The 13,366-nt window shown below is 66.6% G+C and carries 18 protein-coding genes and 1 pseudogene; 7 read left to right on the top strand and 12 right to left on the bottom strand.

Annotation, left to right across the window (positions count from 1 at the left end):
* The first annotated feature begins 564 nt into the window (after positions 1 to 564).
* From A3862_RS30385 to A3862_RS30380, 3 genes are all read left to right on the top strand, one after another.
* Positions 565 to 837 carry a hypothetical protein gene (locus A3862_RS30385; protein ID WP_111474440.1) on the top strand — a complete coding sequence of 91 codons (273 nt, stop codon included), beginning with the start codon at positions 565 to 567 and terminating at the stop codon, positions 835 to 837.
* Positions 838 to 903: 66 nt separating this feature from the next.
* Positions 904 to 1,062: a hypothetical protein gene (locus A3862_RS31765; protein ID WP_164706447.1), complete on the top strand. Its 159-nt coding sequence runs from the start codon at positions 904 to 906 to the stop codon at positions 1,060 to 1,062.
* Between the two features lie 97 nt (positions 1,063 to 1,159).
* Positions 1,160 to 1,705, top strand: a complete 546-nt coding sequence (locus A3862_RS30380; RefSeq protein ID WP_111474439.1) for a hypothetical protein — start codon at positions 1,160 to 1,162, stop codon at positions 1,703 to 1,705.
* A gap of 24 nt (positions 1,706 to 1,729) precedes the next feature.
* Here A3862_RS30380 and A3862_RS32285 read toward each other — a convergent pair whose 3' ends face one another.
* Together A3862_RS32285 and A3862_RS30370 are read right to left on the bottom strand one after the other, a co-directional pair.
* Positions 1,730 to 2,026, bottom strand: coding sequence for a hypothetical protein (locus A3862_RS32285; protein WP_236962203.1), 297 nt, complete (start codon positions 2,024 to 2,026; stop codon positions 1,730 to 1,732).
* A 483-nt stretch (positions 2,027 to 2,509) separates the two neighbouring features.
* Positions 2,510 to 3,523: an ArdC family protein gene (locus A3862_RS30370; RefSeq protein ID WP_164706446.1), complete on the bottom strand. Its 1,014-nt coding sequence runs from the start codon at positions 3,521 to 3,523 to the stop codon at positions 2,510 to 2,512.
* Positions 3,524 to 3,811: 288 nt separating this feature from the next.
* Between A3862_RS30370 and A3862_RS30365 the strand changes: the two genes are divergently transcribed.
* Complete coding sequence (locus tag A3862_RS30365; protein ID WP_111474438.1) at positions 3,812 to 4,432, top strand: nucleotidyltransferase domain-containing protein; 621 nt, start codon at positions 3,812 to 3,814, stop codon at positions 4,430 to 4,432.
* 99 nt (positions 4,433 to 4,531) lie between these two features.
* Here A3862_RS30365 and A3862_RS30360 read toward each other — a convergent pair whose 3' ends face one another.
* The 9 genes and pseudogenes from A3862_RS30360 to A3862_RS30320 all read right to left on the bottom strand — a co-directional run bounded on the left by A3862_RS30360 (position 4,532) and on the right by A3862_RS30320 (position 9,365).
* Entirely contained in the window at positions 4,532 to 4,891 is a 360-nt protein-coding gene (locus A3862_RS30360) for a DUF736 domain-containing protein (protein ID WP_111474437.1), read from the bottom strand.
* A gap of 412 nt (positions 4,892 to 5,303) precedes the next feature.
* The gene (locus A3862_RS30355; RefSeq protein ID WP_111474436.1) at positions 5,304 to 5,705 is read right to left on the bottom strand and encodes a type II toxin-antitoxin system VapC family toxin; all 402 of its coding nucleotides are present in this window, start codon (positions 5,703 to 5,705) and stop codon (positions 5,304 to 5,306) included.
* A gap of 3 nt (positions 5,706 to 5,708) precedes the next feature.
* Positions 5,709 to 5,951, bottom strand: coding sequence for a type II toxin-antitoxin system VapB family antitoxin (locus A3862_RS30350; protein ID WP_111474435.1), 243 nt, complete (start codon positions 5,949 to 5,951; stop codon positions 5,709 to 5,711).
* 133 nt (positions 5,952 to 6,084) lie between these two features.
* Complete coding sequence (locus tag A3862_RS31760; RefSeq protein ID WP_164706445.1) at positions 6,085 to 6,255, bottom strand: hypothetical protein; 171 nt, start codon at positions 6,253 to 6,255, stop codon at positions 6,085 to 6,087.
* Between the two features lie 347 nt (positions 6,256 to 6,602).
* Positions 6,603 to 7,525: pseudogene (locus tag A3862_RS30340) on the bottom strand (HEPN domain-containing protein).
* A 163-nt stretch (positions 7,526 to 7,688) separates the two neighbouring features.
* Positions 7,689 to 8,111: a hypothetical protein gene (locus A3862_RS30335; protein WP_111474434.1), complete on the bottom strand. Its 423-nt coding sequence runs from the start codon at positions 8,109 to 8,111 to the stop codon at positions 7,689 to 7,691.
* Position 8,112: 1 nt separating this feature from the next.
* Complete coding sequence (locus A3862_RS30330) at positions 8,113 to 8,370, bottom strand: type II toxin-antitoxin system prevent-host-death family antitoxin (RefSeq protein WP_111474433.1); 258 nt, start codon at positions 8,368 to 8,370, stop codon at positions 8,113 to 8,115.
* A gap of 69 nt (positions 8,371 to 8,439) precedes the next feature.
* Positions 8,440 to 8,826 (bottom strand): hypothetical protein, encoded by a 387-nt coding sequence (locus A3862_RS30325; RefSeq protein WP_111474497.1) that lies wholly within the window; start codon positions 8,824 to 8,826, stop codon positions 8,440 to 8,442.
* Entirely contained in the window at positions 8,823 to 9,365 is a 543-nt protein-coding gene (locus A3862_RS30320; protein WP_111474432.1) for a hypothetical protein, read from the bottom strand. Before A3862_RS30320 ends, A3862_RS30325 begins: the two co-directional genes overlap by 4 nt.
* A gap of 209 nt (positions 9,366 to 9,574) precedes the next feature.
* Between A3862_RS30320 and A3862_RS30315 the strand changes: the two genes are divergently transcribed.
* Positions 9,575 to 10,006: a hypothetical protein gene (locus A3862_RS30315; protein WP_111474431.1), complete on the top strand. Its 432-nt coding sequence runs from the start codon at positions 9,575 to 9,577 to the stop codon at positions 10,004 to 10,006.
* 573 nt (positions 10,007 to 10,579) lie between these two features.
* Entirely contained in the window at positions 10,580 to 11,263 is a 684-nt protein-coding gene (locus A3862_RS31290) for a hypothetical protein (RefSeq protein ID WP_124263051.1), read from the top strand.
* On the opposite strand, the gene A3862_RS30310 is transcribed toward A3862_RS31290, so the two are convergent.
* A complete protein-coding gene (locus tag A3862_RS30310; RefSeq protein ID WP_111474430.1) occupies positions 11,209 to 11,784 on the bottom strand; it encodes a recombinase family protein in 576 nt (191 codons plus the stop codon). The two genes, A3862_RS31290 and A3862_RS30310, sit on opposite strands and share 55 nt — an antisense overlap.
* A gap of 858 nt (positions 11,785 to 12,642) precedes the next feature.
* On the opposite strand from A3862_RS30310, the gene A3862_RS30305 reads away from it, so the two are divergent.
* On the top strand, positions 12,643 to 13,305 hold the full coding sequence (locus A3862_RS30305) for a hypothetical protein (protein ID WP_124263050.1): 663 nt from the start codon (positions 12,643 to 12,645) through the stop codon (positions 13,303 to 13,305).
* Positions 13,306 to 13,366 lie beyond the last annotated feature (61 nt).

Here is a 13,366-nt window from a genome sequence, read left to right as displayed (position 1 = left end):
GCCGCCGCGATCAGCGCCTCGACCGCCTCGGGGCCCGCCGATGGTCACGGTGGTCATCACGTATTCGCCCATGGTGCTCGCTCCTTCGCCGCGCAGGCCACCGGGAGCGGCGATCCTGCACGGGCCAAGGGGCCTCCTCTCACTCGGGGGGCCGAAGCTGCGTCTTCGGTATGGTCGGGGATTGTGGGACGAGGAGCCTCTCCCCAACCTGACGATCGCTCGAGGCGGCAAAGCTCCTCTCTGACTCTTCCGTGCGGTCTCAGGGCCGCCGTTGCCCGGCACAGATCCGCTGGATTGAGGGCGAGCGCACGCCTATGATCCGCGTGGGGCGGTACGCGCTGCCCTGGGGTGTGGAAACCCCTCAACAGACGGTTTGGCGCCGGCCGTTACGGCGCCACTTCCTTGACCCTTCGGGTCGGGGAGCCTGCGACGTATGTCCAGGCGCCCCGGTGCTAAAGGTCGCAGGAGCCGTTCTGTTGCGGTTTTCCAACTCCCCGGCTGTGGGTGGTCGAGGCTCGTTTGCGGGGGCGTACCGCGGACACGGGCCCTCCGGGGAAGCGAGCCATGTCGCGCTCGATCGAACTCGTCGACGACTTGGAACGGCACACCGTCGCGGCCCACCGCGACTATCTCGCCGCCCTGATCCGCTGTGAACAGGCTGGGCGGATCGAAGGCGAGGCCGGCGAACGCGAACGGCGGGCCGCGCACGACGCCTTGAACCTGCATCGCAACACCCTGCGCGATCTGCTGCACGGGCTCGGCTACCTGCCGAAGGGTCTGGCGACACGCGCGCAGCTCGGCTCGGGCCCGTGGGGCGCCGATCCGACCTCGCCGTGACCCGCCATGTGCCTGCTGCGGCGACGAGCACGGCGATGGGCCCGCGTGCGGGCGCGAGCTCGCGTCATGCACCGCCGCCATGGCGGGCAGGCCTACTATCTCGCCCGCGATCGGGCGCGGCGCCCGCACGGACGGCGGGTCTGGTTCTGGACACGGGTCGCGATCGAACTGGCCCGCCTCGAGGGCCGGGAGATCGGTGTGAGCACCAGCGACCGCTGGCGATAGCCCCCGGTCCGAGGGGACGCGCCGGGCGAGGGCCGGGAGCCGGAAGGCCCGAGAGGTCGCCACGGCCGTCCGGGAGGCATGCAACGGGAGAACGCCCATGGCCCATGACGTCGCGGAGTTGCTGCATCTGCTCTGGCGCCTGAACGACAAGGACGATGTCCGGCAATCGCTGGAGGGGCCATCCGCCCCCGGCGCCGACATCGCCACCCTCGCCCCGGAGACGACGATGCCGCTCAGCCCGATGCTGACGGCGCGCTTCGCCTATGCCGGCGCCTGGGACAGGGCGGCGTTCGGCCAGACCTGGCCGGGGCTCGCGCAGATCGCGGCAACCACGGCTCTCGTGCGTGATCGCCCCTGGCACGTCGGCCACGTCGCAACGATGTCGGACGCCTTCCCGGTGCCGGTCGGGCCGTCCCGGATCGCGCTGTACGGCCTCGACGCGGCCAGGGGCGATGCCACCTACCTGGTCTGGTGCACCGACACCGTGGAGCCGGCCGTCTGCGCGTTCTACGGCGGCGGATGCGATCGGTTCCTCGACCTGAGCAGCTACCTCGCGTTCCTGGTCGGAGAGCGATCCCACGACGACAGCGCGGAGATGATGCCCGGTGCATCACCCCCCCTCTGCACGAGGGCCGTGGTGTAGCGCGGTAGCGTGACGTCGCCTCGATCATCGTGCAACCTCCCGTCCGGACAGACCGGCCAGCGGATCGATCCGCCGGACGGCGACCGGCCGGGTGTCGGCCGCCCGGGCCAGGCGGGCGATCCGGCGGAGATCCTCATCCGAGCAGGGGCCGCGCACCGCGATGTCGACCCAATGCCCACTGCTCCCGACATGGCTGTCGCGCAGGCGATGGTTCGACGCGGTGTAGAAGCTCTCGTTCGGCTCGATCAACCGCACGCGCGAGGTCAGAAACAGGATCCCGGACCCCAGATTGCCGCAGAACAGGCGCTCGTCGGCGCCCACCGTCTTCGGGCCTCCACCCACCGTGCGCTGGCCGATCTGCCGGAACGCCTCCGCGAAGCTCGCAGGGTTCGGCGTCGTCCGGGGGGGTGAGCGTGTGCCGGCCGCCCCACGGAGGCCGCGCCGGATCGATCCGCCCGGTCGCGATCTCGTGGAGCAGGGTGCCGAAGTAGCTCGGATCGGCCGGATACGGGCAGATCCGCCAGAGCGCCCGGATCGCGCGGCGCCGGTCGGCGGCGAGGTTGAACAGGCGGGCGCGCACCCGGCGCCAGGCCTGCGCCCGCTGTCGGCGTCCCTCCTGCTGCTGGCGCTCCCACTGCCCGGTGCGGCGGACCATCTCCTCGGCCACCTCGAGCTGGCGCTCGGCGATGGCCGGGGCGAACAGCGGCAGGGCCGCCTGCTCGCGCTCCTGTTTCCGCCGGTAGGCCGCGCGTTTGCGCGGCGTGTCCTCGTAGGGCGTCGGCCGGGGCCAGGGCTTGAACCGCATCAGGCCGCCTCTCGCTCGGCCGAGGCTGGGGAATCCTCGCTCTCGGAGCCGCCCCCGTCCCCGCCGTCACCGAGGGCCAGATCGACCGGCAGGTGGCCGAGCAGCCAGTCGGCAGAGCGGCTGGCCAGCCCTGCGGCCTGGACGATGGCGCGGGGATCGGAGCGCAGCACCTCCAGCCACGAGGCGATGTAGTCGGCGTGGCGCACGGTGGGCACGATGCCGAGGCTGGCGCAGACGTAAGCTGCCGAGATCTCGGCCACCAACTCCTCGCGAGCATACCCTTCGCTGCCGTAGCGGCCGGTGAAGTCGCGGGCGAGCCGGTGGGCGGCGCCCGTCGCGTGGGACATCTCGTGCGCCGCGGTCCTGTGGAAATTCACCGGCTCGTGGAACGCCTGCGGCGGCGGCAGGATGATGGTGTCGTCGGCCGGGCGGTAGCACGCCATCTGCCCGCCGAGATGGATGGTCAGGCCGCTCGCCCCCATCAGCGCGCGGAAGCGCGGCTCGATCAGGTCCTCGCGTGGCGGCGGCGGGACGTAGAGATCCTCCGGCAAGCCGTCGCACTGCGCAGCATTGAACACCCAGTACTGCTTCAGGAAGGCGATCGAGCGCGCCTCCTCGCCCTCGCGCTGGGCGCGCTGCCGTTCCTGCTCGGGGGTGAAGCGGTCGGCGTAGACGACCGGCGTGCCCTTCTCGCCCCGGCGGACGCAGCCCCCGAGGCCGAGCGCCTGCTTGAAAGTAAGCCAGCGCTGGGTCGGGTAGCCGACGGCCATGCCGCTCGACCAGAGCAGCATGACATTGATGCCGGAATACGCCCGGTTCGTCGCCGCGTTGCGCGGCATGCCGACGGCGGCGGCACCGGGCAAGTCGCCCCACGGCTGCACCCACGGCACTCGGCCCTGTTCGAGCTGGGCGATGATCGTGTCGGTGATCCGCTGGTAGAGGTCGACGCGCGGGACTGGAGCAGCCTCGGTACGGGCGGCGGGCTTGCGGGACGAGGACGGGCGGCGGGCCATCGGCTTAGCTTTCGCGACGGGCACCGGAGTCTCTCTCCAGCCTGATTTCCCGTCATCCCGCCTCGGCTCACTCTCACTCTGGGGCGATCTGTTCCGAAGCTCCTCCTATGGATCGTCCGCGCTGAGGCGGTTCAGATGACTGGGTTGGGTGGATTTCTGTCCGCCTGCTTCTGGACGTCGGATGCATCGAAGCCGATATAGCCGCAGGAGCTAATTATGACCCATAGCCGATACTTTTGCAGGGTCCGCCTTCATACGCATGACTATGACTAGTATACGGATAATTCAATGAATCCTCCCGACGAGAACGCTTGGGATGCATGGTCACCCCACGAACTAGCTCAGCGTCTGCGAGGGGCGATTGTCCCATGGTACGTCGCGGGTGGATGGGCTCTCGACATATGGCATGGTAAGCGAACGCGCGTACATGAAGACTTAGAGTTTGCTGTTCTTCGCCATGACGCGGATCATTTCCGCAACATCTTACATGAATTAGATTTTTTCACAGCAAAAGACGGAGAAATCGAATATTTATCGCCAACAGTCCCTGTGCCGAGCGATGTTTGGCAGGTTTGGGGTGCGGACAAGCGGCGAGGTGTTTGGCGGGTCGACCTCATGATTGAGCAAGGCACGCCCAACCTATGGGTCTATAAGCGCAACGAGACTATAAAGATGGCGCGTTCTGACGCTGTTCGCGTAAGTGAAGAAGGTATCCCATATCTTGCTCCAGAGATTGTAGTACTATTCAAGGCCAAGCACTGTCGAGATAAAGATCAGGCTGATTTCGAACTCTGTCTACCTAAATTTTCTGCCGGCGAGAAAGAGAAACTGGTTATCTGGTTGAATAATCTGCACCCTAATCATGAGTGGCTCACACCCCTGCAAACGGAGTTACCGGGCAGCCTGTGAATGTCCACTCCTGGGAAGCTCCAATGGCGGTCCTGACGTTAGGGTTGGGTCGGGCGCGGAAGCCCGCCCCGCCGAACGGCGGGGCGGCGAGAGCCGGGCTCAGCCCCGGCGGCTGCGGTCGTTCGAGCGGCCCTTGGAGCGCTGATTGGACCCGGCGGTGGAGCGGCTCCAGATCACCGAGTGGGTCCGGCCGTCCTCCTCCGCAAAGAGCCCGGCGAAGAGTGGCGCCGGCAGGCTCGGGTCGTCGATCTTGAGCGAGATGTAGTCCCGCCCCTCGTTCGAGCGCTTGGCCCAGCCGGCGCCGATCTCGGCCTTGCCGAGGAAGATCCGGTGGGTCGGCGCGTTCTCGCCGCCGCGGCTCTCCTCGACGATCGCGACCTTGGTGGCCTGGATCGTCAGGGTGGTGATGCTGCCGGTGAAGCCGGTCTCGGTCCGGGTGAAGCTGCCGATGGTCGCCATGGTCATGATCCTCGTTCCAGTGCTCTCGGCCGCGCCCGCGTGGCCTCGATGGCGGTCGGTGAGCCGGAGGTGCCCGGCGCCGCACCTGTGTGCAGGCCGCAGCGCAGCGGAGGACGGCGGGGGACGGGTTTGTTGCTCCGCGAGGAGCCGCCGTCAGGCGGCGGGGAAGAAACCCGGCCCCCGCCGTTGCGGTGGTCCCGGGCGCCCCGGATAGACACGCCCATCCAAGAGGCCCCTGGGCCGCGGCCTTGTGCCGGTACGCAAGGAGAACCCTGGCCACTCGGTTTCGCCATCCCGCGAAGGACGCTCCGCGAGTTCCACCCGCAGACCGACTCTCGCGACCGTGTCGCCCGGAGGGGGGGAATCGGCCCCCAACACGCCCACTCCGCGCTTGTCGGTCGGCGGGATGCCGCTACAGGGCGATCTTCAGATCCGTGTGGGTGAAGTCTCGACCCTTGAACAGGATTGGAGTCCGGTAAGACGCGGCGCAGGCGTAGGACAGGCAGTCGGCGAAGTTGAGTTGTGCCGGATGGCCCCGGCCCTTGCCGTAGGTCTCGAAGGCAGCCACCGCCCGCCGGGCAACGGCATCGCTGATCGACACCACCGTGATCCCGGCCGTGGCCAGGAAGGCGTCGTACAGATCCTGCGCGACCGGGACCGGGAGGCCGAGGATGCGCGCGAGGTTGATCGTCGCCTCGAGACGGACATGCGCGCCGGTCTCCCGATGCTTGCTGGCCTCGATGCAGGCGAGGAAGGCCGCCGCCTCGGGCTCATCGGCCAGGATGGCAACGACGGCGGAGGTGTCGATGAACACCGATCAGCGCGTCCACATCGCGTCGCGCTCGGCGTCGCTCAGAGGGGCAGCGGGCGGCCGATCCGCCTTCGCCAGGGCCTCGGCCCGGAGCGCGGCAACGCGATCGATCAAGGGCAGGGCCTCGTCGGCGCGCTTGATCTCATGCTGCAAGGCGAGTTTGATGGCGGCGGTGAGAGTAGGCGCGCCGCACCGCTTCATCACCACCTCGGCAAGGGTGCGGACCTCCTCGTCCCGGATGCTGAGCATGATACCTCTCCCCGTCCATACAGAGCGTGTATATACGCACTGACGGAGACCGTCCATACAAGGATGGTCGGGATGCCCCCTCCGCACCGCCGTTCATGACTGAGGCAGATCGTGACCTGCCCCGGAGCGAGGCTCACGCCTCGTAGGGATCGAACTCGGTAACGACGCTGGCGGGATCGCCCTCGAACTCGTCCGAGGTGACGACGGCGTAGCCGGCCTCGGAGCGGAAGACGGTGACCGGGACCATCAGGGAGAGCGAGAGGCTGTGGGCGTAGCGGTTCGCGAGGCTGAGATCGGTCGCCATGGGGTCGGGCTCCTGAGGGAGCGGGGGCGATCCCCGCTCGACAGCGCCCCAGGAGGCCGGGAGAGGCCGCGATCACCGCGAGAGGCGTAGCCGGGAGCGGCCGCCCGCTTGCGGAGCGGACCCCTTGAGGGTTGATCGTGGAAGGCCGCGACGGCCTATCGGGGTTGCTGCGAGAGAGCGGGGTCGACCCACGCCGGCCGGGCCCGACATCGACATGATATCAATATCATAGCGGTATGCTGTCATGGGCTCCGACGACCCGGGCCCCGACCATGGCGTTCGGCGCTCGCGCATCTCAACCTGGCGCGCGCGGAGCCCCTCATGCGCGGTGCTCGTACCGTTTCCGCTCAGACGTCCGACGCGCGGGTCCGATGAGCGTCGAGCTTTTCCGCACAGATCGCGGCGACGATCTCGCGGAGGACTCCGATCCGCTCCACCAGCCAGGCCAGCTCCTCGCCGGTGATCTCGTAGTGCGGGGAGTAGCGGGCATCGACGTAGCGTCGAGCCGGGCAAAGCAGCGCCGGGCGAACCGCGTATCGCGCGGCCATGCCGCGATCAGCCGGGTGTCCACGCCCTCGGCCAGCGACCGCAGGCGGTTCAGGCGGTGCAGCTTCGGGCTGTAGAGCGTCAGCACGAGCAGGATACAGTGATAGAGTCGTTCGGTGGTTTGATGCAGATCGAAGGCGGCTTCCTTGTCGTATCCTCGATTCACGGCTTCCTGCGCCAGATCAAAGCGCTGTGCAGCCTTTGAAAACCAATGCTGGAAATGCCGTTCCGCCTCGGCGTGCACCTCCGCTGTCGAAAGCGGCTTCGGCGAGGCGAGCGGAAAGCCCTCGACCTCGTAGAGCACGATCCCGTCCCGGGCGATGTCCACGAAGAAAGGGCGGCCATAGGCGAGCTGGTCGTTCAGGTCGTGGATCGAATGGACGATGAAGCTGACCTGCGTCCTGAGGCGGCGCGTCACGGTCAGCTCGCGCAGCAACCGCTCCTCGGCCCGCTCCCAGAAATCGTGGTGGTCGGTGAACCGCTCGGTCTCGACCACGACGAGCAGGTCGTAATCCGAGTGGTAGCCGGTCTTGTGGTCGTCGACCCAGTCGCCGCGGGCATGCGAGCCGAACAGGATCAGCTTGAGGATGCGCCCACCCTTGTATTTGTCGGAGAGCTTGCCCTTCTGGGCGGCCTCGAATTCCTCGAACAGGATCCGGGCCGCGTCCTGAAGCTCGCGGCGCTTGCGTTCGGGCAGATGGTCGAGACGGTCCGACAGCGTCATGGTTCCTCGCATAGGCGGGGCGCGCGCGGACGCCAAGAGAACAGGGCCGGCGCATCGTCGGGGGTGCGCTGATCCAGGCTGACGGTGACCCCGATCGTACCGCCGGCCAACCTGCCAGCAGAACCCAACATCGCCATGATATCAATATCATAGCAATGTTCTGTCACCGGGTCCGATCGATCCGGCCCTGCGCAGCGGTGAAGAGCGGGCGGATCGCGGCCCGGATCTGGTTCATGAACCCGGGACCGAACGAGCCCCGTGCGGTCTGGTTCGGGTCGAAGTGGAAGGATCGCTCGGCGACGTCGTAATTGTACTCGCTGACCGTGATCCAGCCGCGCTTGAGCGTCGACAGGCCGGCCCGGCGCAGCTCGAGCACCGGGATTTCGAGAGCGACCTGCTCCTCGCCCGGCGGGGTTCCCGAGATGGCCAGCAGGACGAGGTGGGTCAGCCCCTGAGCCCGATCCGGGATGGTGATGGCGAGGCAGGTCGGGCGGTCCTTGGGCGCGTTGAAACGGCCCTCCTCGCGCTGCCATCGCCACAGGTAGGGGTAGGTGATGACCGAGCCCGACGGGAAGGGGTTCGCCATCCTAGTCGCCTCCGTGCTCGGCCGACTGGCGGTCGAGCTCGGCCAGGATGAGGTGCGCCAGCTCCGGCGGCGTCTCCCCCGCGGCATAGGCCCGGCGCGGGTCGGCCTGCTCGGTCAGTTGCCGGTAGGTGTCGGCCGAGAGCACGACCAGGGACGGCCGGCCGTGCTTGGTCAGGGTCAGCGGCGCCAGGCGCGCCTCATCGTGGTAGCGGCCGAAGTGGCGGAGAAACTCGGCCGTCGTGACGGACTTGTCCGGCATGGTGTGTCCTCCTGAGTTTTCAGGTTATACATATAACTCAGAATTTATGGATCGTCGCCCTCTGGATTGTCACAGGTCGAGATCCTCCTGGAGGAAGCGGGCCGGGATCGCCTCCTCGTGGCCCTCCCAGACGACGCGCCCGCCCTGCCAGATCGTGACGAAGCCGCCGCCCTTCGGCATCGGCGGAAGCAGCGCGGCCTCGAAATTCCCGCAGCCGAACTCGCCCGAGGTGGCCGAGAAGGCCGGCCTGGGGTTGTTCCCGATCAGGACGCGGTCGCAGGCGCCGGTCGGCCGGCGGACGCGGCGGCGCGACAGGCCAAGATGGAACCACTCGTAGGCCCGCTGCTCCTCGTCGGACGGGGCCTTCCAGTGCCGGCAGTGCTTGCACCGGCCGGAGCGGGTGTCGGCCGGCTGGTCGAGGGCCGGTCCACCGTTGTGCCCCAGGCGCCCGGTCACGGCCGGCCTCCGGCCGGCCCGTTCGCCTCGCACAGCCAGGCCCGCAGGTCCTGGCGCATCCGGCCGATCGGCCCGTTGATGACGCTGACGCGGGCGTCGCGCCGCACGCAGCCCATCTCGACGAAGCCGCGCACGAGAGCGTGCATCACCTCCACGTAGAGCCGCCCGCCGACCAGCGCGACATCCGCGAAGGGCTCGGCACCGTGCCGGACCAGCCCGGCGATCTCGGCGCCGGCGTGGATCCCACAGGTGTCGGGCCGACGGGGCGACGGGGGCCTGGGCCAGCGCGTGGTCACGCCGCCGGCGATCATCCGGTCGGCGAGGTCCCGCGTCAGCCGCGCGTCGTAGTCGGCGATCGGGGTCGCCGCATCGCGAAAGCCGTAATGGGCCGAGAGGAAGGCCACCCTGGCGCGCCGGCCGTCCGGATCGGCAGCGCGCAGGGTGCGCCAGAGCGGGCCATCGTAGCGTGCGAATGCCGGGATGCGATCGGGCTCGGGGCGCTTGGTCGCCGAGCAGGCGAGGATCAGGAGGCGGGGCATCGGCGGAGCTTTCGCGACGGGCGCCGGAGCCTCTCTCCGATCCAAAAGCCCGTCGCCTCCCCTGGGCGATCCTCTGACTCCTGCGCTGGGCCGGCCGCGAAGCCGGGGGGCGTGCCGATCAGGGCGCTCGGATCGTAGAGGCTACATCGCCATCGATGTGTCGAAGGGGGGATTCGCCGTTCAACGGGCCATGCTAGCGTGGCCGCATCGTGCCGATCCGTCCCGAACACCGCCACTTCTACCCGATCGACTGGCCGCAGCTTTCGGCGGTGATCCGCTTCGGCCGGGCCGGCGGGCGCTGCGAGGCCTGCAGGCGCCCGCACGGCCATGTGATCGTCTGCCTCGACGAGGGCACCTGGTACGACGCGGAGGCCGGTGGCTGGCGCTCCGGACGCGGCCGGCTTCTGCGCCGCGAACCCGGCGTCGCGGCCCTTGCGACGGCCCGGCTGACCATCCCGATCCTGGCGACCTGCCATCGCGAGCATGACACCAGCCGCAACGGCGATGCGGATCTCGCCGCCTGGTGCCAGCGCTGCCACCTGATCCACGACCGGCCCGAGCATATCCGGCGGCGCCGCCTGACCTACCTGCGTCGCCGGGCGCTGGGCGACCTGTTCCTCGGCCCCTACCCGCTCTCGTAGGAATACGGCATTTAGGTTGTCGATTCCTCCATCTGGCGGTCACGGCTCCGATTGGTCTCGAACTCGGCAGAAGGGATCGCTCCCCTTCCCGTGGGCCGCGCGATGTGGCCGTCACCCGCAGGGCCGAAACCCGCAAGGGGTTCGGGGAGCCGCCGCAAGCGGCGAGTAGGACACGGTCCCGAAGGGACGCGCCCAGGGGGAGGCCGCACCATTGAAGCGAGATGTCGCTTTCGATCCAGAATGATATATACCTTAGGGATCGGTGCCGATTGAGAGGAACATCGGCGGGTACGAGAACCGGACCTTAGCTTCGATGAAACATGCCGCAGCCGAACAGATCCGCAATATAGTTAGCGGCGCCATTAGCAGATCTAGACACTCCGATCTGTTCACAGGAGCAGATGTGGACTCAAGTGACTACAATGACGATGGAAATTTCATCAGAATTGTTGTCCATTTCAGAAATCTTGACGACCTGTCGGAAGACGACGTGGATGCAATTACATCATCCATTGAAAGCGCGATTACGAGTCAAGACGATCGCTTTCCCAGCATCCGTTTTTCCGAACCATAATGTCTTCTTTTTCTGATGATCTTTTGACCACCTCGAAGCGCCTCATTCGAAGGAAAACAGGCCAGCGAGGACCGTTGAAAGCTGCTTACGTCAGACGCAGCATCTCCACAACTTACTACGCGCTGTTTCATTTTTGTTTGGATGAAACCGCCCTGCGCCTTGTAGGCAGCACTAACGACTTGAAGCAACGGCGGCGGGTCTTCATTAGAACTTTCAGCCATACAGGATTGACGACGGCCTTTGGAAAGCTCAAGGGCGCGCATATCGACAAATCTGTCGAAAACTTGTTTCTTGGACCCGGAAATACATCAAGCCCGATTGCGACGCCTGCGTTCGTTCAGCAACTAGCGACTGCTTACCTCGATGCTATCGCCAAACGCGAAGATGCCGACTACAATCTCAATGAGCCTTTGAGCGCAACCGACGCAAGCCAACTTCATCGTCGAGTCAAACGAGCGATCGATGGGTGGAAACAAGCTACGACGCCAGCAGATCGCGACTTCAAGCACGCAGTATCTTTGCTACTTTCCTTGAAGGATCAAATTCGCAGAGAAAAGCAGCTCCTGAAACAGGCATATCTCGGCACAAACATTCTGAATGATCGTAACTGGCGAAATCTATCGCGCCCTTACGGTTCTGCCTCGGTCGTGTCACCAGGACCGCTCGTGCCGAGTGTGCGATAGACGCTGGCCCGGGCGATGCCGAGGCGGCGCGCGATCTCGGCAGGCCCCACCCCCTCGGCCTTGAGAGCACGAACCGTGGCAGGGTCGATCGAAGGGCGCCGCCCCTTGTAGATGCCGGCGGCCTTGGCCTTGGCGATTCCCTCCATCTGGCGCTCGCGGCGAAGGTTGGTCTCGAACTCGGCGAACACGCCCAACATATCCAAGAAAGCCTTGCCGGCGGCCGTGCCGGTGTCGATCGGCTGCTCGGTCGCCTGCAGGATGGCGCCTTTGGCCTTCAGGGTGCGTACGATGTCCTGCAAGTCACCGATGGAGCGAGCGAGGCGATCGATGCGGGTGACCACCAGGGTGTCGCCCTTGCCGATGAAGTCCAGCACGATCGACAGTTCGGTCCGGCCGGTGGTCGAGGTGCCGGAGGCCTTTTCCGCCCGGATCGGATCGCACCCGGCGGCCTTGAGCGTTTCGAGCTGGATCGCGAGGTCCTGATCGGTAGTGGAGACACGGGCGTAGCCGATGCGAGCCATGAAACGTCCCGGATGGATCTAGACCTTGCCGACCTAGCGTCCCAAAAACGCGAAAGCAACCCTAATAAGACGCCATTTCGTGTCTCACGACCACGCCTCTTTTGGGTATACTCTCCCGATCTACCAGCCATCCACCTACGCTAAGCCTGGATGGCCCTGCCTGTGCCAATGAGTTTGATGGCAGAAAGAGCGCTTCAAACATGTGCGACGATCACGAGGCGCCGCGCAGCGAACCGCTCTGGCACAACCGCCGCCACAGGGTCGCGTGACAATTAATAACCGCCGGTCGGAATGCGCTCTGCACGAAACTGCACCAGCTATCTCTTTCGACGATGCGATCATGGTCCCGGTTCGGCTCGATCGATAAAAAGGCCGACTCAGACTGGCATTCCCACTGGCTGCGCGCGCAAACGACGGCTATCCTTGTGTCCGACGAAGGGGATCGCTCCGCGTGCCGCCATTTCACCGCCTGTTTGGCTCCTCCCATCGGGACCAAATGTGATCATGCCGCTCGCAGTTTTTGACGAAGCCGCCCGGCGGCCTTCGTCTCGGACACGTATCGCGGCATCGCAGATCGCCGCAGTCATAGCGCCGTGCTCCGCTCGGAAATCCATCGTACCCGACCAAAGCGCACGCGCAGTTTCCCTTCCACAGGCCTCACAGCCGGCCCTCGAAACTGCGTGGCGGCTTTGCCTATCCGAACTCCCGACACGCATCGCGGCCAGCGATTTTTACCGGGGCCGTGGCTTTGGGGCCGCCGGCCGCGCGGCAGCCCAAGCAGGGGCCGATCTCTTCGTTGCGTCGGCGGGTCTCGGTCTCGTGCGTGCGGACCGCGACATACCTGCCTACGGGTTGACCGTGACCGGCGTCGCGGGATCGGACGCGGTTCGCGGACGCATCGTCGGCGGCTTCGATCCCGCGTCCTGGTGGCGCGCGCTGCAGAAGGGCCCGTATGCGACCGCACTCGACGAAGTCTTCCAGAGCGAGGGACTAGTCCTGGTGGCCCTTTCTCACCCTTACGCACGCCTTCTCGCCGACGACCTCGCGGCACTCGACGAGACGTGCTTGGCACGCCTGAGGATCGTGGGCATGGGGCTTGGGCCACACCTCCCGGAGCGCGTCCGCACCGCCGCACTGCTACCTTACGATGATCGCCTAGATCATCTCGTGCCGGGCGTGCGCAGCGACTTCTGCCAGAGGGCTCTGAGCCACTTCGTCGGCCTCCTCACCGACGACCGAGCGAGAGGTTCCGGCACCACAGATATCCAAGGGCACCGCGCTTTGGTCGATGCCGCGCTCGGGCCAGTCCGGACGGGGACACCGTCCCAGCGCACGCGCGCGACCGACGAGGTCATCGTGCAGCGCATCTCAGCGCACCTATCGACCGGCGCACGCGCGCGGAGTGCTTCCCACCTGTTGCGGGCGGTCCGGGACATGGACGGGATCGCCTGCGAGGCATCTCGCTTCGCGCGCCTCTACCGCTTGGTAACCCGGACCGGACCGAAGGGAGCAGCACAATGACAAGAGCGACCTCGGCGAAACTCTCGAGCGACAGTCGTCTGAAGTCGCGTTCGGCGGACGA

It is taken from the genome of Methylobacterium sp. XJLW (genome assembly GCF_003254375.1).
GTDB lineage: Bacteria > Pseudomonadota > Alphaproteobacteria > Rhizobiales > Beijerinckiaceae > Methylobacterium > Methylobacterium fujisawaense.
The sequence above is the reverse complement of the archived record's forward strand: the minus strand, read 5'-3'. Positions and strand labels throughout refer to the sequence as shown.